Source organism: Qipengyuania aquimaris (genome assembly GCF_020171965.1).
GTDB classification, from domain to species: domain Bacteria; phylum Pseudomonadota; class Alphaproteobacteria; order Sphingomonadales; family Sphingomonadaceae; genus Qipengyuania; species Qipengyuania aquimaris_A.
In genome coordinates this window covers 235,243-251,011 of the sequence record NZ_JAIUZK010000001.1, presented here as the reverse complement: position 1 = coordinate 251,011, position 15,769 = coordinate 235,243, and the positions used below count along the sequence as shown (strand labels likewise).

Annotated in this window: 26 protein-coding genes; 25 read left to right on the top strand and 1 reads right to left on the bottom strand. The window is 60.4% G+C overall.

Annotation, left to right across the window (positions count from 1 at the left end; genetic code table 11):
- Positions 1-41: 41 nt before the first annotated feature.
- Entirely contained in the window at positions 42-1,259 is a 1,218-nt protein-coding gene (locus LCM24_RS01255) for a hypothetical protein (RefSeq protein WP_224802414.1), read from the top strand.
- Positions 1,260-1,449: 190 nt separating this feature from the next.
- Here the strand turns inward: LCM24_RS01255 and LCM24_RS01250 are convergent, their stop codons facing one another.
- The gene (locus tag LCM24_RS01250) at positions 1,450-1,617 is read right to left on the bottom strand and encodes a hypothetical protein (protein WP_224802413.1); all 168 of its coding nucleotides are present in this window, start codon (positions 1,615-1,617) and stop codon (positions 1,450-1,452) included.
- Here LCM24_RS01250 and rpsL point away from each other — a divergent pair.
- From rpsL to rpmD, 24 genes are all read left to right on the top strand, one after another.
- Positions 1,616-1,987: a 30S ribosomal protein S12 gene (rpsL, locus tag LCM24_RS01245; RefSeq protein ID WP_006831873.1), complete on the top strand. Its 372-nt coding sequence runs from the start codon at positions 1,616-1,618 to the stop codon at positions 1,985-1,987. The two genes, LCM24_RS01250 and rpsL, sit on opposite strands and share 2 nt — an antisense overlap.
- Positions 1,988-2,011: 24 nt before the next feature.
- The gene (gene rpsG / locus LCM24_RS01240) at positions 2,012-2,482 is read left to right on the top strand and encodes a 30S ribosomal protein S7 (RefSeq protein WP_160595152.1); all 471 of its coding nucleotides are present in this window, start codon (positions 2,012-2,014) and stop codon (positions 2,480-2,482) included.
- A 120-nt stretch (positions 2,483-2,602) separates the two neighbouring features.
- Positions 2,603-4,696 (top strand): elongation factor G, encoded by a 2,094-nt coding sequence (gene fusA / locus LCM24_RS01235; RefSeq protein ID WP_224802412.1) that lies wholly within the window; start codon positions 2,603-2,605, stop codon positions 4,694-4,696.
- A gap of 92 nt (positions 4,697-4,788) precedes the next feature.
- On the top strand, positions 4,789-5,964 hold the full coding sequence (gene tuf / locus LCM24_RS01230) for an elongation factor Tu (RefSeq protein ID WP_090478818.1): 1,176 nt from the start codon (positions 4,789-4,791) through the stop codon (positions 5,962-5,964).
- 315 nt (positions 5,965-6,279) lie between these two features.
- On the top strand, positions 6,280-6,591 hold the full coding sequence (gene rpsJ / locus LCM24_RS01225; protein ID WP_006831877.1) for a 30S ribosomal protein S10: 312 nt from the start codon (positions 6,280-6,282) through the stop codon (positions 6,589-6,591).
- Between the two features lie 244 nt (positions 6,592-6,835).
- The gene (gene rplC, locus LCM24_RS01220; RefSeq protein ID WP_090478815.1) at positions 6,836-7,672 is read left to right on the top strand and encodes a 50S ribosomal protein L3; all 837 of its coding nucleotides are present in this window, start codon (positions 6,836-6,838) and stop codon (positions 7,670-7,672) included.
- A 2-nt stretch (positions 7,673-7,674) separates the two neighbouring features.
- Entirely contained in the window at positions 7,675-8,298 is a 624-nt protein-coding gene (gene rplD / locus LCM24_RS01215; protein ID WP_224802411.1) for a 50S ribosomal protein L4, read from the top strand.
- Positions 8,291-8,599 carry a 50S ribosomal protein L23 gene (locus LCM24_RS01210; RefSeq protein ID WP_090478807.1) on the top strand — a complete coding sequence of 103 codons (309 nt, stop codon included), beginning with the start codon at positions 8,291-8,293 and terminating at the stop codon, positions 8,597-8,599. Before rplD ends, LCM24_RS01210 begins: the two co-directional genes overlap by 8 nt.
- A 14-nt stretch (positions 8,600-8,613) precedes the next feature.
- Positions 8,614-9,450: a 50S ribosomal protein L2 gene (gene rplB, locus LCM24_RS01205; RefSeq protein ID WP_090478804.1), complete on the top strand. Its 837-nt coding sequence runs from the start codon at positions 8,614-8,616 to the stop codon at positions 9,448-9,450.
- A 6-nt stretch (positions 9,451-9,456) separates the two neighbouring features.
- Positions 9,457-9,732, top strand: coding sequence for a 30S ribosomal protein S19 (rpsS, locus tag LCM24_RS01200; RefSeq protein ID WP_090478801.1), 276 nt, complete (start codon positions 9,457-9,459; stop codon positions 9,730-9,732).
- A complete protein-coding gene (rplV, locus tag LCM24_RS01195) occupies positions 9,732-10,109 on the top strand; it encodes a 50S ribosomal protein L22 (protein ID WP_090478798.1) in 378 nt (125 codons plus the stop codon). The genes rpsS and rplV overlap by 1 nt, the downstream gene beginning before the upstream one ends.
- A 1-nt stretch (position 10,110) precedes the next feature.
- Positions 10,111-10,806 carry a 30S ribosomal protein S3 gene (rpsC, locus tag LCM24_RS01190; protein ID WP_090478796.1) on the top strand — a complete coding sequence of 232 codons (696 nt, stop codon included), beginning with the start codon at positions 10,111-10,113 and terminating at the stop codon, positions 10,804-10,806.
- A 21-nt stretch (positions 10,807-10,827) separates the two neighbouring features.
- Complete coding sequence (gene rplP / locus LCM24_RS01185) at positions 10,828-11,262, top strand: 50S ribosomal protein L16 (RefSeq protein WP_090478793.1); 435 nt, start codon at positions 10,828-10,830, stop codon at positions 11,260-11,262.
- Positions 11,262-11,468 (top strand): 50S ribosomal protein L29, encoded by a 207-nt coding sequence (gene rpmC, locus LCM24_RS01180; RefSeq protein WP_090478791.1) that lies wholly within the window; start codon positions 11,262-11,264, stop codon positions 11,466-11,468. The genes rplP and rpmC overlap by 1 nt, the downstream gene beginning before the upstream one ends.
- 10 nt (positions 11,469-11,478) lie before the next feature.
- Entirely contained in the window at positions 11,479-11,769 is a 291-nt protein-coding gene (gene rpsQ / locus LCM24_RS01175) for a 30S ribosomal protein S17 (protein WP_090478788.1), read from the top strand.
- 60 nt (positions 11,770-11,829) lie between these two features.
- Positions 11,830-12,198: a 50S ribosomal protein L14 gene (gene rplN, locus LCM24_RS01170; protein ID WP_006831888.1), complete on the top strand. Its 369-nt coding sequence runs from the start codon at positions 11,830-11,832 to the stop codon at positions 12,196-12,198.
- Entirely contained in the window at positions 12,198-12,518 is a 321-nt protein-coding gene (rplX, locus tag LCM24_RS01165) for a 50S ribosomal protein L24 (RefSeq protein WP_090478785.1), read from the top strand. The genes rplN and rplX overlap by 1 nt, the downstream gene beginning before the upstream one ends.
- Positions 12,511-13,089, top strand: a complete 579-nt coding sequence (gene rplE, locus LCM24_RS01160) for a 50S ribosomal protein L5 (RefSeq protein ID WP_221564820.1) — start codon at positions 12,511-12,513, stop codon at positions 13,087-13,089. The genes rplX and rplE overlap by 8 nt, the downstream gene beginning before the upstream one ends.
- A 41-nt stretch (positions 13,090-13,130) precedes the next feature.
- Entirely contained in the window at positions 13,131-13,436 is a 306-nt protein-coding gene (gene rpsN, locus LCM24_RS01155; protein ID WP_090478779.1) for a 30S ribosomal protein S14, read from the top strand.
- An 11-nt stretch (positions 13,437-13,447) separates the two neighbouring features.
- Positions 13,448-13,843, top strand: a complete 396-nt coding sequence (gene rpsH, locus LCM24_RS01150; RefSeq protein ID WP_160595147.1) for a 30S ribosomal protein S8 — start codon at positions 13,448-13,450, stop codon at positions 13,841-13,843.
- Positions 13,843-14,376 (top strand): 50S ribosomal protein L6, encoded by a 534-nt coding sequence (gene rplF / locus LCM24_RS01145; RefSeq protein WP_090478773.1) that lies wholly within the window; start codon positions 13,843-13,845, stop codon positions 14,374-14,376. The genes rpsH and rplF overlap by 1 nt, the downstream gene beginning before the upstream one ends.
- 1 nt (position 14,377) lies before the next feature.
- Positions 14,378-14,722, top strand: a complete 345-nt coding sequence (gene rplR / locus LCM24_RS01140) for a 50S ribosomal protein L18 (RefSeq protein ID WP_090478770.1) — start codon at positions 14,378-14,380, stop codon at positions 14,720-14,722.
- Complete coding sequence (gene rpsE / locus LCM24_RS01135) at positions 14,722-15,516, top strand: 30S ribosomal protein S5 (RefSeq protein WP_224803434.1); 795 nt, start codon at positions 14,722-14,724, stop codon at positions 15,514-15,516. The genes rplR and rpsE overlap by 1 nt, the downstream gene beginning before the upstream one ends.
- A gap of 5 nt (positions 15,517-15,521) precedes the next feature.
- Positions 15,522-15,707: a 50S ribosomal protein L30 gene (gene rpmD / locus LCM24_RS01130; RefSeq protein ID WP_160595145.1), complete on the top strand. Its 186-nt coding sequence runs from the start codon at positions 15,522-15,524 to the stop codon at positions 15,705-15,707.
- The last annotated feature ends 62 nt before the right edge of the window (positions 15,708-15,769 follow it).

The following is a 15,769-nucleotide window of genomic DNA, read 5'->3' as shown; positions in this document are numbered from 1 at the left end:
GAATGCTTGATAGTCTGAGGAGTCATCTCGACCCTCAGACCATGACTGGTCTCGTGCGCGAATTGAACCGCAAGGGTATCAAGCGCACTTCCACCATGTGGGAGGTTGCAGTGCTGCATGCCTTTTCCAACGGAGGCTCAATCAAGCATGAGGTTGGAAACGCGAGTGGTGGATCGATCGACCTCCAAGTATCCATTCCAGGCATGCAGACCATAGTTGCGGATATCGTTACCGTTTCTGACCGAGGTTTGAGAGAGATAAATCCAATTGGCGCCATGATGGATGAGGTATCGCTTGCTCTACGGGAAGCGGGTTTAGGGTATCAGGCTTATCGCATTGATGTTTTTGAGGCGGAGAAGCGGACGTCAAAGGGCACCAAACGTGTGCTAAGACTTCCCGTCAGGAACGAGCTTCGTCAGCATATAGAAAATACGCTCAAACCGCGATTTCTTGAGTTTGCAGAGAAGCGGGTTTTGCCCTTCGTAATAACTGTTGATGACGAAAATGCAGGTTATCAGCTGACACTCGTAGAAGGCGAATTCGCAGGCGGCACGTATGCCAGCTTCGACGCTCCGACAATTGTCGACCGCAATCCACTTTATCGCGCTTTGAAGGACAAGGCTGCGAAAGTAGCAAAGATGGAAGGAATTCAGGGCGTCATTGTAACGGACGGTGACAGTCAATCATTACGCCAAAGTTCTGGGGCCGGAGGGGTATCCACCGACGCAATCGTAAGTCGCTTTCTCGATGATTTTGATGAGATTGAGTTTGTTTTGCTCATTACGGTAGATTCGCGAAATTCACGGGGCAACGTCCATCAGGGGCACGATTTAAAAAGTAGAGTTTGGTTTCGGAAACATTTGCCCGAAAATTTCGGCGAGATTCTCCACGATCTAGTGAGGACGTTGCCAAAACCGATAAACAGCGCGCTTAATGGGGGGAGACGCGCTCAAGAAGCCCAGTATGAGAGACCATATGGTGGTATTACACGGAGTGACCGAATGGTAAGAATTGGAGCAAGACACCTTTTGGAAGTTTTGGCCGGTAGGAAGACTGTCGCTCAGTTAAATTCGAACTTTGGCTGGGATCGCGAGCCAAAGAGGGCTGGCATTTTCGACGAGAACCCATTTGAAGTCGCATTGCGCGAGGGTCGTCTGCCAGAGATGGTGAATGTATACCCGGCCGACGAGCTAGAGAATGATGTCTTTGTCGAGATTAGGTTTGGCGAAGCCGATCCGGCGGTTTCCAAGTTTAAGTGAATCCCCCCAATCTCTTGACCCAAACCCCCTCTCACCCTATGTGCGCGCCCATCCGGTGAGGGAATCGCCCTGTGCGAAACCAACGCTGGCCAGATAGAGCTGAACATTGCCGGTCATGACCCGGGGGCCTGTCGCTGATGCGACGAGGCTCTTTTCTATTGCAGCGAACCAGTTTCGCTCGGGGCAGCCGTCAAAGTAACCCGGTGGCCGTGTGGGCCGATGGGTGGAGCGTTTCAGGCTCGTGCGTACAGACCGCCCAGGTGCCCTTTGCGGCATCGGTGCGGCGCTTGGCACGAACCCGACGAACCATCCTCAACCCGCTAGTCGCCGCCATCGAAACGGTGAAGAGAGAACTCATGCCGACTATTAACCAGCTGGTCCGCAAGGGCCGCGTTCCGCAGAAGGCCAAGTCCAAGGTCCCTGCAATGGAGCAGAACCCGCAGAAGCGCGGCGTTTGCACCCGTGTCTACACGACCACTCCGAAGAAGCCGAACTCGGCTCTGCGCAAGGTTGCCAAGGTTCGCCTGACCAACCAGCGCGAAGTCATCTCCTACATCCCGGGCGAAGGCCACAACCTGCAGGAGCACAGTGTTGTGCTCATCCGCGGCGGCCGTGTTCGCGACCTTCCCGGCGTTCGCTACCACGTCCTTCGCGGCGTGCTCGATACGCAGGGCGTCAAGGATCGCAAGCAGTCGCGCTCGAAGTATGGCGCGAAGCGTCCGAAGTAATCCACGGGACTTAGGAGATAATCAATGAGTCGTCGTCGTCGTCCCGAGAAGCGGGAAATCCTGCCTGATCCGAAATTCAACGATCAGGTCCTTTCGAAATTCATGAACAACCTGATGTATGACGGCAAGAAGGCCGTTGCAGAAGGTATCGTCTACACCGCGCTCGACGTGGTCGAGGAAAAGGCAAAGGCCAACCCGGTCGAGCTGTTCCACGCCGCGCTCGACAACATCAAGCCGCAGGTCGAAGTTCGCAGCCGCCGTGTCGGTGGTGCGACCTACCAGGTGCCGGTCGAGGTTCGCCCCGAGCGTGCCCAGGCACTCGCGATCCGCTGGCTGATCGGCGCAGCGCGCGGTCGTCCGGAAACCACCATGGCAGCACGTCTGTCGGGTGAGCTGATGGATGCGGCGAACAACCGCGGCAATGCCGTGAAGAAGCGCGAAGACACGCACCGCATGGCGGACGCGAACCGCGCTTTCTCGCACTACCGCTGGTAAGCCGTTCCGCTTGTGGGGCCGGGGGAGGGCGTTTCCTTCCCCGCGGTCTTCAAGCGGTCACAATGATACCCATATGGGGCTGGAGAATTCGTCTCCTCCCCCAGTCTTAAGGAAAAGCACATGGCTCGCGAATATCCGCTGGAGCGGTACCGCAACATCGGCATCATGGCCCACATCGATGCCGGCAAGACCACCACGACCGAGCGTATCCTTTACTACACCGGCAAGTCCTACAAGATCGGCGAAGTCCACGACGGCGCCGCTACCATGGACTGGATGGAGCAGGAGCAGGAACGCGGCATCACCATCACCTCGGCTGCAACGACCACCTTCTGGTCGGCCGAAGACGGTGAAGGTCCCAAGCACCGCATCAACATCATCGACACGCCCGGACACGTCGACTTCACCATCGAAGTCGAACGCTCGCTGCGCGTACTCGACGGCGCTGTTGCAGTTTTCGACGGCGTCGCCGGCGTAGAACCGCAGTCCGAAACCGTCTGGCGCCAGGCCGACAAGTACGGCGTTCCCCGGATGTGCTTCGTGAATAAGTTGGACCGCACCGGTGCCGACTTCTATTACTGCGTGCAGTCGATCATCGACCGCCTCGGCGCGACGCCGCTGGTGCTCTATCTCCCGATCGGTGCGGAAAGCGATCTTGCTGGCGTGGTCGACCTCGTCAACATGCGCGGCATCGTCTGGGAAAACGACGGTCTGGGCGCGACGTTCAACTACGTCGACATCCCGGCCGACCTCGCCGACAAGGCTGCCGAATACCGCGAGAAGCTGGTCGAGACCGCCGTCGAACTCGACGACGATGTCATGGAACAGTACCTCGAAGGTAACGAGCCCGATGTCGCAACGCTGAAGCGCCTGATCCGCAAGGGCACCATGGACCGTGCATTCGTTCCGGTTCTGTGTGGCTCGGCGTTCAAGAACAAGGGCGTCCAGCCCCTGCTCGACGCGGTTGTCGACTACATGCCGTCGCCGCTCGACGTTCCGGCCATCAAGGGCGTCCTTCCGGACAGCGACAAGGAAGAAACCCGTCCCTCCTCGGACGAGGCTCCTTTCTCGGCGCTCGCCTTCAAGATCATGAACGACCCGTTCGTCGGCTCGCTCACCTTCACCCGCATCTACTCGGGCCAGCTGTCGAAGGGCAGCGTCCTGAACTCGGTGAAGGACAAGAAGGAAAAGATCGGCCGTATGCTGCTGATGCATTCCAACAACCGGGAAGACATCGATGAGGCATTTGCCGGCGATATCGTCGCAATTGCCGGCCTGAAGGAAACCACCACCGGCGATACGCTGTGTGATCCCTCCAAGCCGATCATTCTCGAGCGTATGGAATTCCCCGAGCCGGTGATCGAGCTGTCGGTCGAACCGAAGACCAAGGCCGACCAGGAAAAGATGGGCGTCGCCCTCAACCGCCTGGCCGCCGAAGATCCGAGCTTCCGCGTCACCACCGACCACGAATCCGGTCAGACGATCATCAAGGGCATGGGCGAGCTTCACCTCGACATCCTCGTCGATCGCATGAAGCGCGAATTCAAGGTCGAGGCGAACGTCGGTGCACCGCAGGTCGCTTATCGCGAATACCTCGGCAAGCCGGTGGACGTGGACTACACCCACAAGAAGCAGTCGGGTGGTTCGGGTCAGTTCGGTCGCGTCAAGCTCAAGGTCACTCCGGGCGAGCGCGGTCAGGGCTTCGTCTTCGAAGACGAGATCAAGGGCGGTAACATTCCGAAGGAATACATCCCCGCGATCGAGAAGGGTCTGCGCGAGCAGGCCGAAAGCGGCCACCTGGTCGGCTTCCCGATCATCGACTTCACGGTCAACCTGTATGACGGTGCCTACCACGACGTCGACTCGAGCGCGATCGCGTTCGAAATCGCCGGTCGCGGCGCAATGCGCGAAGTCGCAGAGCGTGCGGGCATCAAGCTTCTCGAACCGATCATGAAGGTCGAAGTCGTCACTCCCGAGGATTACCTCGGCGACGTCATCGGCGATCTTAACTCGCGTCGTGGCCAGATCCAGGGCACCGACAGCCGCGGTAATGCACAGGCTGTCGAAGCCAACGTGCCGCTCGCGAATATGTTCGGTTACGTGAACGAACTGCGCTCCTTCACCCAGGGTCGTGCTCAGTACACGATGCAGTTCAGCCACTACGACGAAGTTCCGGCTAACGTGGCACAGGAAGTCAAGGAGAAGCTTGCGTAAGGCAGCTTCACCGTCTAGGGGCGGCGCCTGATTCCGCGGGCGCCGTTTCTTCCCGCAGAAATCCCAATTTTTAAGACAGAGGTTATTGGAAAATGGCGAAGGAAAAATTCGAGCGCAATAAGCCGCACGTCAACGTTGGCACCATCGGCCACGTCGACCACGGCAAGACCACGCTGACCGCAGCAATCACCAAGGTTCTCGGTTCGGCCGTCGATTTCGCAAACATCGACAAGGCTCCCGAAGAGCGTGAGCGCGGCATCACCATCTCGACCGCACACGTCGAATACGAAACCGACGCACGTCACTATGCGCACGTCGACTGCCCGGGTCACGCCGACTACGTGAAGAACATGATCACCGGTGCTGCCCAGATGGACGGCGCTATCCTGGTCGTGAACGCAGCTGACGGCCCGATGCCGCAGACTCGCGAGCACATCCTGCTTGCTCGTCAGGTCGGCGTTCCGGCTCTGGTCGTTTACATGAACAAGGTCGACCAGGTCGACGACGAGGAAATCCTCGAACTCGTCGAACTGGAAGTTCGCGAACTGCTCAGCTCGTACGACTTCGACGGCGACAACATCGCCATCGTCAAGGGTTCGGCTCTGGCCGCTCTCGAAGGTCGCGATCCGGAAATCGGCGAAAACTCGATCAAGGAACTGATGGACGCCGTTGACGCGAACATCCCGACTCCCGACCGTCCGGTCGACAAGGACTTCCTGATGCCGATCGAAGACGTGTTCTCGATCTCGGGTCGTGGTACGGTTGTCACCGGCCGTGTCGAAACCGGCGTTGTGAACGTTGGCGACGAAGTCGAAATCGTCGGCATCAAGGACACCGCCAAGACGACCGTCACCGGCGTCGAAATGTTCCGCAAGCTGCTCGATCGCGGTGAAGCCGGCGACAACATCGGTGCCCTGATCCGCGGCGTCGGCCGTGAAGAAGTCGAGCGTGGCCAGGTTCTCGCGAAGCCGGGTTCGGTTACGCCGCACACCGAGTTCAGCGCAGAAGTCTATGTCCTGTCGAAGGACGAAGGCGGCCGTCACACGCCGTTCTTCGCGAACTACCGTCCGCAGTTCTACTTCCGCACCACCGACGTCACCGGCGAAGTGATCCTTCCCGAAGGCACCGAAATGGTGATGCCGGGCGACAACGTGACGATCGACGTCAAGCTGATCGCACCGATCGCCATGGACCAGGGCCTGCGCTTCGCAATCCGCGAAGGCGGCCGTACGGTCGGCTCGGGCGTTGTTGGCTCGATCAAGAAGTAAGCTAACGCTTCAATGGCAGGCCCGTCCTTCCTTTCGGGGAGGGGCGGGCCTTCCGCTTTTATGGGGGCTTGCGATCGGTGCTGAGGCACGGTTGATCGCACCTCGATCCCGCTTGTTGGATTTGGCGGAAATCGGGGGTTGCCAGATGCGGGTGTCACCCGTATATGCGCGCCCACAGACAGAGATTCGTCTCTGATATATCGAATTCATGGAAGGTCGCTCGTTCCGGGAAACCGGGTCCAATGCGAGGCGGACCTTTCTTTTTGTTTGCGGGTCACCCCCGGCCCGCTTGGCTCTTTCGCATCGGTGTAGGTAATGGAAGCACAGAATATCCGCATTCGCCTCAAGGCGTTCGACCATCGCGTTCTCGACCAGGCAACTGGTGAAATCGCAGACACCGCACGTCGTACGGGTGCCCTCATTCGTGGTCCCATTCCCATGCCGACGCGCATCGAGAAGTTCACCGTGAACCGCGGCCCGCACATCGACAAGAAGTCGCGCGAGCAGTTCGAGGTGCGCACCTACAAGCGTCTGCTCGACATCGTGCAGCCGAACGCCCAGACCGTCGACGCGCTCATGAAGCTCGACCTCGCAGCTGGCGTAAACGTCGAGATCAAGCTGGCATAAGCCACTGATCGGGTCCCCGGCAGGACTGTAAAGCAGCCGGAAGTTAAAGGGGCGCTCGATAGCCCCGCCGGATCGCAAGATCAGGCAAGACATCGGGATACCGCCGGGCATCAGCCCGGGACTGCGTCCCCCGTCTGCTTTCTTCTCGGAAGCAATCAGCCCGGACGGGGGCACGCATCACATCATCGGGCTGGCAAGCACCCTGGGGATGGGCCTCTGGGTGCCTCTGTTGAGGAGTTTGACGATGCGCACAGGCGTGATCGCAAAGAAAGTCGGGATGACCCGCCTCTTCCAGGAGGACGGACGGCACGTACCCGTGACCGTTCTTTCGCTGGAAGATTGCCAGGTCACCGCACATCGCACGCAGGACCGCGACGGCTATTACGGCGTCCAGGTCGGTTCGGGCGAAGCGAAGCAGAAGAACGTAAACAAGCCGCAGCGCGAAGCTTTTGCCAAGGCAGAAGTCGGGCTGAAGATGAAGGTCGCGGAATTCCGCGTCGACAGCGAAGAAGCTCTGCTTCCGGTCGGCGCTCGTATTTCTGCCGAGCACTTCATTGCCGGCCAGAAGGTCGACATCACCGGTCACACGCAGGGTAAGGGCTTTGCCGGCGCCATGAAGCGTTGGGGCTTCGGTGGTCTGCGCGCTACCCACGGTGTCTCGATCTCGCACCGCTCGCACGGTTCGACGGGTAACCGCCAGGATCCGGGCCGCGTGTTCAAGGGCAAGAAGATGGCCGGCCACATGGGCGACCGTCAGCGTACCCAGCAGAACCTCGAAATCGTGCGCACCGACGCCGATCGCGGCCTTCTTTTCGTCAAGGGTTCGGTCCCGGGCGCGAAGAATGGCTGGCTCATGGTTCGCGATGCCGTGAAGGTTGCTCCGGCCGAGGAACTGCCGTTCCCGGGCGTCATGCGCCGCAACCAGGACGAGTTCGCTTCGCAGGAAGCTGACGCCGGTCTGGTCGAAAGCGCAGCCGAGCACGAAGTGAACACCGAGGTGGACGCCGAAACTCAGGCGAAGCTTCTCGCACAGCAAGAAGCTGGTGCCGAGGGCGATGCCACCGATAGCAAGGAGTCCTGATCGTGAAGGTCAAGGTCCAGAAAATCGACGGTAAGGCGTCGGGCGACATCGAACTGAACGCAGATGTGTTCGGTCTCGAGCCGCGTGCCGACATCCTTCACCGCGTAGTAACGTGGCAGCTCGAAAACCGCCGCGGCACTGCACGCCCCACGCGTGAGCGTTCGGACGTTGCCCGCACGGGCAAGAAGTTCGGTCGCCAGAAGGGTTCGGGCGGCGCACGTCACGGCGATCGCGGCGCTCCGATCTTCATCGGCGGTGGTAAGGCTCACGGTGCGCGCAAGCGTGACTTCGAGCAGTCGCTCAACAAGAAGATCCGTGCACTCGGCCTCAAGATGGCTCTCTCGAGCAAGGCTAAGGACGGCCTCGTCGTCGTCGACAGCCTTGAACTCAAGGATGCCAAGACCAAGGTGCTGAAGGGCATGTTCGACAAGAATGGCTGGAACGGCAAGGTCCTGGTCATCGACGGCGAAAGCGTGAACGACGGCTTCAAGAAGGCCGCCGGAAACCTGCCGGGCGTGAACGTCCTGCCCGCCATGGGCGCCAACGTTTACGACATCCTGAAGCACGACACGCTGGTCCTCACCAAGGACGCGGTCGAAAAGCTGGAGGGCCGTTTCAATGGCTAAGAAGCAGGCAGTAGACGCGCGTCACTACGACGTCGTGCTCGCACCGCACATCACCGAAAAGTCGACCCTTGCTTCCGAGCATAACGCGGTCGTCTTCAAAGTGGCCAATGACGCAACGAAGCCGCAAATCAAGGAAGCCATCGAGGCGATCTTTGATGTGAGCGTGACGGGCGTCAACACGATCAATGTCAAGGGCAAGACCAAGCGTTGGCGCGGCAAGCCCTACAAGCGCAACGACGTGAAGAAGGCTGTCGTCACCCTGAAGGACGGCGATAGCATCGACGTCACCAGCGGTATCTGAGGGGCTAGGAAACAATGGCACTCAAGAACTACAAACCGACGAGCCCCGCGCGCCGCGGCCTCATCCTCGTCGACAAGTCGGGCCTGTACAAAGGCAAGCCCGTCAAGTCGCTCACGGAAGGCAAGCGCAAGACCGGTGGCCGGAACAACAAGGGCCATGTCACCTCGCGTGGCATCGGCGGCGGTCACAAGCAGAAGTACCGCTTCATCGACTTCAAGCGTCGCAAGTGGGACGTCGAAGGCACCGTGGAACGGATCGAATACGATCCCAACCGCACCGCTTTCATCGCACTCGTGAAGTACGAAGACGGTGAGCAGGCCTACATCCTCGCTCCGCAGCGTCTCGCTGTCGGCGACAAGGTGATCGCAGCCGAAAAGGCCGACACCAAGCCCGGCAACGCAATGCTGCTCGGCCAGATGCCGGTCGGTACGATCTGCCACAACGTGGAAATGAAGCCGGGCAAGGGCGGCCAGATCGCCCGCGCTGCAGGTTCCTATGTCCAGCTGGTCGGTCGTGACCGCGGCATGGTCATCGTGCGTCTCAACAGCGGCGAGCAGCGTTACCTGCGCGCCGACTGCATGGGCACCGTTGGCGCCGTGTCGAACCCGGACAACCAGAACCAGAACCTGGGCAAGGCCGGTCGTCGTCGCTGGATGGGCATCAAGCCGCTGACGCGCGGTGTCGCCAAGAACCCGGTCGATCACCCGCACGGTGGTGGTGAAGGCCGCACCAGCGGTGGCCGTCATCCCGTCACTCCGTGGGGTAAGCCGACCAAGGGCGCCCGCACCCGCAAGAACAAGCAGACGGACAAGTTCATTATCCGTTCGCGTCACGCGAAGAAGAAGAGGTAATCCGACATGGCTCGTTCCGTCTGGAAAGGTCCGTTCGTCGAACTCAGCCTTCTGAAGAAGGCCGAAGAGGCTCAGGACGCAAGCAATGCCAAGCCGATCAAGACCTGGTCGCGCCGCAGCACCATCCTGCCCCAGTTCGTCGGTCTCACGTTCAACGTGTACAACGGCAACAAGTTCATCCCCGTAGCCGTTTCGGAAGAAATGGTCGGCCACAAGCTTGGCGAATTCGCGCCCACGCGCACGTTCCCGGGTCACGCTGCCGACAAGAAGGGTAAGCGCTGATGAGCAAGCAGAAAGCTCCCCGTCGCGTCGCCGACAACGAGGCTCTGGCAGTAGGCACCACCATCCGTGGTTCCGCACAGAAGCTGAACCTCGTTGCCGAGCTCATCCGCGGCAAGAAGGCCGAAGAGGCCCTCAACATCCTGGCCTTCTCCAAGAAGGCGATGGCCAAGGATGCCACGAAGGTTCTCGCCTCGGCGATCGCCAACGCGGAAAACAACCACAACCTCGACGTCGACTCGCTGGTCGTAGCCGAGGCTTCGGTAGGCAAGTCGATCACGATGAAGCGCTTCCACACCCGTGGTCGCGGCAAGTCGACGCGCATCCTGAAGCCGTTCAGCCGCCTTCGTATCGTCGTTCGCGAGCAGGAAGAGGCGTAAGATGGGCCATAAGAGCAATCCGATCGGTCTGCGCCTGCAGATCAACCGCACCTGGGACAGCCGCTGGTACGCCGAAGGGCGCGACTATGCGAAGCTGCTGAGCGAAGACATCGAGATCCGCAAGTACATCCTCGAGAACGCAGCTCAGGCTGCCATCTCGAAGGTTGTGATCGAGCGTCCGGCCAAGCTGTGCCGCGTTTCGATCTATGCTGCGCGTCCCGGCGTCATCATCGGCAAGAAGGGCGCGGACATCGAAAAGCTGCGTGCCAAGCTGTCGCAGATGACCGAAAGCGAAGTGAAGCTGAACATCGTCGAAATCCGCAAGCCGGAAGTCGACGCGAAGCTCGTCGCCCAGGGCATTGCCGATCAGCTGATCCGCCGTGTGGCTTTCCGCCGCGCGATGAAGCGCGCCATGCAGTCGGCCATGCGCCTTGGTGCAGAAGGCATCAAGATCATGTGTGGCGGCCGTCTTGGCGGTGCGGAAATCGCACGTGTCGAACAGTATCGCGAAGGCCGCGTGCCGCTGCACACGCTGCGCGCCAACATCGATTACGCTGAAGCCGAAGCGCTTACCGCTTACGGCATCATCGGCATCAAGGTGTGGGTCTTCAAGGGTGAGATCCTCGGCCATGACCCGACCGCGCAGGACCGTCTCATGATGGAATCGCAGACGTCCGGCGTCCGTCCGGCTCGCTGATTGCAGGATTAGGAAAGAACCATGCTGCAACCGAAGAAAACCAAGTACCGCAAGGCGTTCAAGGGCAAGATCCATGGCAACGCCAAGGGCGGAACCACGCTGAACTTCGGCTCGTACGGCCTCAAGGCCCTCGAGCCCGAGCGTATCACCGCACGCCAGATCGAAGCTGCGCGTCGTGCGATCACGCGTCACATCAAGCGTCAGGGCCGTCTCTGGATCCGCGTCTTCCCCGATGTGCCGGTGTCGAAGAAGCCTGCCGAAGTCCGTCAGGGTAAGGGTAAGGGCTCCGTCGAATACTGGGCCGCTCGCGTGAAGCCGGGCCGTATTCTGTTCGAACTCGACGGCGTTGCCGGCCCGCTGGCCGCCGAAGCGTTCAGCCGCGCAGCGATGAAGCTGCCGGTCAAGACCAAGGTTGTTGCCCGTCTGGGTGACTCCTCGCACCTGGGAGGCGAATGATGAGCAAGATCGAAGATCTGCGCCAGAAGAGCGACGACCAGCTGGCAGAGGAACTGACCAACCTGAAGCGTGAGCAGTTCAACCTGCGCTTCCAGGCTGCGACGAACCAGCTCGAAGCGCCCGCCCGCATCCGCGAAGTCCGCCGCTCGATCGCCAAGATCAAGACGCTGCAGACCGAGCGCGCCAGCGCCGCTGCCAAGGCTTAAGGAGTAGACCATGCCCAAGCGTATTCTGATCGGGACCGTCACCTCCGACAAGACCGACAAAACCGTGACCGTACTGGTCGAGCGTAAGGTGAAGCACCCCCTCTACGGGAAGATCATCCGTCGCTCGAAGAAGTACCACGCACACGACGAGAAGAACGAGTACCAGCTCGGCGACGTCGTGCGCATCGAAGAGACCAAGCCGATCTCGAAGACCAAGACCTGGATGGTCAAGGACCGGGTGACGGCAGGCGGAACGCAGGCTGTCGAGGCTGACCTCGAAGTCGAAGCCGCAGGCAACTGAGTTAGACGTTAGGAACTGCCGGGCAATCGTCCCGGCAAGCCAAGAGAAGGAACCGGATCGATGATCCAGATGCAATCCAATCTCGACGTCGCGGACAACAGCGGCGCAAAGCGCGTCCAGTGCATCAAGGTACTGGGCGGCTCCAAGCGCCGCACCGCGTCCGTCGGCGACGTGATCGTGGTTTCCGTCAAGGAAGCCCAGCCGCGCACGAAGGTAAAGAAGGGCGATGTCCATCGCGCTGTCATCGTGCGCACGAAGAAGGACGTACGCCGCCCCGACGGCAGCGTGATCCGCTTCGACAGCAATGCCGCGGTTCTCGTCAACAAGAACGAAGAACCGATCGGCACCCGTATCTTCGGGCCGGTGGTACGCGAACTGCGTGGCCGCGGCTTCATGAAGATCATCTCGCTTGCTCCGGAGGTGCTGTAATGGCGTCCGCAAAGATCAAGAAGGGTGACACCGTCGTCGTCCTGTCCGGCAAGGACAAGGGCAAGACCGGTACGGTTTCGAAAGTGAACCCCAAGGACGGCAAGATCGTCGTCGAAGGCGTGAACATCGCAGCCCGTCACCGCAAGCCGACCCAGCAGAACCCGCAGGGTGGCATCGACCGCTTCGAAGCACCGATGCCGATCTCGAAGGTTGCTGTTGCCGATCCCAAGGATGGCAAGCCCACCCGCGTCCGTTTCGAAGAGAAGGACGGCAAGAAGGTGCGCGTCGCCGTCAAGTCCGGGGAGACCATCGATGGCTGATTATACGCCTCGCATGAAGCAGCGCTACGACGACCAGATCGTCAAGGCGATGACCGAGAAGTTTGGCTACAAGAACCGTCTCGAGGTTCCGAAGCTGGAAAAGATCACGCTCAACATGGGTGTGGGCGAAGCCAGCCAGGACAAGAAGAAGGTCCAGACTGCAGCCGAAGAAATGGCACTGATCGCCGGCCAGAAGCCGGTTATCACCAAGGCCAAGAAGTCGATCGCGCAGTTCAAGCTGCGTGAAGGCATGCCGATCGGCGCGAAGGTTACCCTTCGTCGTGAGCGCATGTACGAATTCCTGGATCGCCTTGTGACCATCGCAATGCCCCGCATCCGCGACTTCCGTGGCCTCAACGCCAAGTCGTTCGACGGTCGCGGCAACTATGCAATGGGCCTCAAAGAACAGATCATCTTCCCCGAGATCAGCTACGACCAGATCGAAAAGGTCCGGGGCATGGATATCATCGTAACCACCACGGCGAAGACCGACGAAGAAGCGCGCGAACTGCTGCGTCTGTTCGGTTTCCCGTTCCCGGCTGAAAAGTCGGAAGAGAAGGAGGCGGCGTGAGCCGCCTTCCGATCGAGAGATAAGGAAGGAACTTAAGTCCAATGGCGAAACTGAGTTCGATCAACAAGAACGAGCGTCGCAAGAAGCTCGTCAAGCAGTATGCGGATAAGTTCGCAAAGCTGAAGGCGATCGCAGACGACGAGAGCCTCGATGAAGGTGAGCGCCTGATCGCGCGCCTCAAGATGGCTGAACTGCCGCGTAATGCGAACCCGACCCGGGTGCGCAACCGCTGCTCCACCACCGGCCGCCCGCGCGGCTATTACCGCAAGTTCGGCCTTAACCGTATCGAACTGCGCGACCTCGGCAACAAGGGCCTGATTCCGGGCCTGACCAAGTCGAGCTGGTGAGGAATCGATAGATGGCTATGACCGATCCCCTGGGTGATATGCTCACCCGCATCCGCAACGGCCAGCAGGCGAAGAAGGACAGTGTCCTCTCGCCCGCCAGCAAGCTGCGTGCAAACGTCCTCGAAGTGCTCCAGCGCGAAGGCTACATCCGTGGCTACGCTGCAGACGACAGTGGCAAGCACCCCGCGCTGCGGATCGAACTGAAGTATTTCGAAGGCGAACCGGCTATCAAGCACGTCGCCCGCGTCTCCAAGCCCGGCCGCCGCGTCTATGCGGGTTCGAAAGAACTCCCCGTGGTCCGCAACGGCCTTGGCATCACCATCGTCTCGACGCCGAAGGGCGTGCTCTCGGACGCCGAAGCACGTGCCGACAACGTCGGTGGCGAAGTGCTGGCGGAGGTATTCTGATGAGCCGCATCGGTAAAAAACCCGTCGCGATCCCGAGCGGGGTCGAGGCCAAGATCGAAGACGGCACGCTGAGTGTTAAGGGTCCCAAGGGCACCCTTTCCATGGGCATGTCCGATCTGGTCGAGTACAAGCTGGAAGACGGCGAGATCTCGGTCAAGCCGGCCAATGACACGCGCGCCGCTCGCAACCACTGGGGTATGCAGCGCACGCTGGTGTCGAACCTGGTCGAAGGCGTTACCGAAGGTTTCACCAAGGTCCTCGAGATCAACGGCGTCGGTTACCGTGCACAGGCGCAGGGCAAGAAGCTCAAGCTTCAGCTCGGCTTCTCGCACGACGTCGACCTCGATGTTCCGGAAGGTATCGAGGTGAAGACCCCGGACCAGACCACCGTCGAAATCAGCGGTAGTGACAAGCAGGCCGTGGGCCAGTTTGCGGCCAACGTCCGCAAGTGGCGCAAACCCGAACCCTACAAGGGCAAGGGCATCAAGTACCGCGGCGAGTATATCTTCCGCAAGGAAGGGAAGAAGAAGTAAGATGGCAAAGCTTTCCCTTTTCGAACGCCGCCGCCGCCGTGTGCGCACTGCGCTTCGCAGCCGCGCTGGTGGCAAGCCGCGCCTGTCGGTCCATCGCACCGGTAAGCACATTTACGCGCAGATCATCGACGATGCTGCCGGCAAGACCGTTGCCGCTGCCTCGACGCTGGGCGTGAAGGGCTCGGGTGCCAATGTCGACGCCGCCAAGAAGGTCGGCTCCGACATCGCCGCTGCTGCAAAGAAGGCTGGCGTGACCAACGTCGTTTTCGACCGCGGTGGTTTCCTGTTCCATGGCCGCGTGAAAGCGCTGGCCGACGCCGCCCGTGAAGGCGGGCTGGAGTTCTGATCATGGCTGATGAAAACAAGACCGAAGAAAAGACCGAAGAAAAGGTCGTGACGGCAGAAACCGAAACCGCTGTGACCAACGAAGAGCCGGCTGTTGCCGATACGCCTTCGGAAGCTGCTGCCAACCAGGACCCTGCACAGGGTGCTGAAGGTCAGCCGCGCGGACGTGGCAACCGTGGCGGTGGCCGCGGTGGCAACGATCGCGGCCGTGGCCGTGGCGGCCGTGACAACCGCCGTGGCGGTCGTCGCGAAGAAGAAGACGACGGCATCATCGAGAAGCTCGTCCACATCAACCGCGTCAGCAAGACGGTGAAGGGCGGTAAGCGCTTCGGTTTCGCTGCTCTCGTGGTCGTGGGTGACGGCTCGGGCCGTGTCGGCTTCGGCAAGGGCAAGGCCCGCGAAGTGCCGGAAGCGATCCAGAAGGCGACTGCCGCTGCTCGCAAGAAGATGATCCGCGTCCCGCTGAAGGAAGGTCGTACCCTCCATCACGACGGCAACGGTCGCTTCGGTGCCGGCAAGGTTACCGTGCGTACGGCGCCTCCGGGTACCGGTATCATCGCCGGTGGTCCGATGCGTGCCGTCTTCGAAAGCCTGGGCGTTGCAGACGTGGTGACCAAGTCGGTCGGCACCTCGAACCCCTACAACATGATCCGCGCCACGTTCGACGCGCTGACCGACCAGACTTCTCCGAAGTCGGTTGCCCAGCGTCGCGGCAAGAAGGTCGCCGACCTGCTTGGTCGCGGTGGTGCATCGGAGGCAGAGGCTGAAGCCGACGCCGCCGCTATCGCGGAGTAAGAATGATGGCCAAAGCTAAAACCATCAAGCTCAAGCAGATCGGTTCGCCGATCCGCCGTCCGGAAGGACAGCGCAAGATCCTCATCGGTCTTGGCCTGAACAAGATGCACAAGGTCGTCGAGCGCCAGGACACTCCCGAAGTGCGTGGTGCCGTCGCCAAGGTCCCGCATCTTGTCGAGATCGTCGACTAATCAGTCGACGGAACAATTTGACGGGAGCGGCCTGCTGCGATAGCGGGCCGCTTCCATTTTTC

Excerpts from the sequence above, each read along its gene's own strand:
- rpsH (WP_160595147.1), top strand. The coding sequence starts at position 13,448 with ATGGCTATGACCGATCCCCTGGGTGATATGCTCACCCGCATCCGCAAC.
- rplF (WP_090478773.1), top strand. The coding sequence starts at position 13,843 with ATGAGCCGCATCGGTAAAAAACCCGTCGCGATCCCGAGCGGGGTCGAG.
- rplB (WP_090478804.1), top strand. The coding sequence starts at position 8,614 with ATGGCACTCAAGAACTACAAACCGACGAGCCCCGCGCGCCGCGGCCTC.
- rpsN (WP_090478779.1), top strand. The coding sequence starts at position 13,131 with ATGGCGAAACTGAGTTCGATCAACAAGAACGAGCGTCGCAAGAAGCTC.
- rpsC (WP_090478796.1), top strand. The coding sequence starts at position 10,111 with ATGGGCCATAAGAGCAATCCGATCGGTCTGCGCCTGCAGATCAACCGC.
- rplN (WP_006831888.1), top strand. The coding sequence starts at position 11,830 with ATGATCCAGATGCAATCCAATCTCGACGTCGCGGACAACAGCGGCGCA.
- rpmC (WP_090478791.1), top strand. The coding sequence starts at position 11,262 with ATGAGCAAGATCGAAGATCTGCGCCAGAAGAGCGACGACCAGCTGGCA.
- rpmD (WP_160595145.1), top strand. The coding sequence starts at position 15,522 with ATGGCCAAAGCTAAAACCATCAAGCTCAAGCAGATCGGTTCGCCGATC.
- rplX (WP_090478785.1), top strand. The coding sequence starts at position 12,198 with ATGGCGTCCGCAAAGATCAAGAAGGGTGACACCGTCGTCGTCCTGTCC.
- rpsL (WP_006831873.1), top strand. The coding sequence starts at position 1,616 with ATGCCGACTATTAACCAGCTGGTCCGCAAGGGCCGCGTTCCGCAGAAG.
- rplP (WP_090478793.1), top strand. The coding sequence starts at position 10,828 with ATGCTGCAACCGAAGAAAACCAAGTACCGCAAGGCGTTCAAGGGCAAG.
- rplR (WP_090478770.1), top strand. The coding sequence starts at position 14,378 with ATGGCAAAGCTTTCCCTTTTCGAACGCCGCCGCCGCCGTGTGCGCACT.
- rpsQ (WP_090478788.1), top strand. The coding sequence starts at position 11,479 with ATGCCCAAGCGTATTCTGATCGGGACCGTCACCTCCGACAAGACCGAC.
- LCM24_RS01255 (WP_224802414.1), top strand. The coding sequence starts at position 42 with ATGACTGGTCTCGTGCGCGAATTGAACCGCAAGGGTATCAAGCGCACT.
- fusA (WP_224802412.1), top strand. The coding sequence starts at position 2,603 with ATGGCTCGCGAATATCCGCTGGAGCGGTACCGCAACATCGGCATCATG.
- rplC (WP_090478815.1), top strand. The coding sequence starts at position 6,836 with ATGCGCACAGGCGTGATCGCAAAGAAAGTCGGGATGACCCGCCTCTTC.
- LCM24_RS01250 (WP_224802413.1), bottom strand. The coding sequence starts at position 1,617 with ATGAGTTCTCTCTTCACCGTTTCGATGGCGGCGACTAGCGGGTTGAGG.
- rplE (WP_221564820.1), top strand. The coding sequence starts at position 12,511 with ATGGCTGATTATACGCCTCGCATGAAGCAGCGCTACGACGACCAGATC.
- LCM24_RS01210 (WP_090478807.1), top strand. The coding sequence starts at position 8,291 with ATGGCTAAGAAGCAGGCAGTAGACGCGCGTCACTACGACGTCGTGCTC.
- rpsJ (WP_006831877.1), top strand. The coding sequence starts at position 6,280 with ATGGAAGCACAGAATATCCGCATTCGCCTCAAGGCGTTCGACCATCGC.
- rplV (WP_090478798.1), top strand. The coding sequence starts at position 9,732 with ATGAGCAAGCAGAAAGCTCCCCGTCGCGTCGCCGACAACGAGGCTCTG.
- tuf (WP_090478818.1), top strand. The coding sequence starts at position 4,789 with ATGGCGAAGGAAAAATTCGAGCGCAATAAGCCGCACGTCAACGTTGGC.
- rpsS (WP_090478801.1), top strand. The coding sequence starts at position 9,457 with ATGGCTCGTTCCGTCTGGAAAGGTCCGTTCGTCGAACTCAGCCTTCTG.
- rpsG (WP_160595152.1), top strand. The coding sequence starts at position 2,012 with ATGAGTCGTCGTCGTCGTCCCGAGAAGCGGGAAATCCTGCCTGATCCG.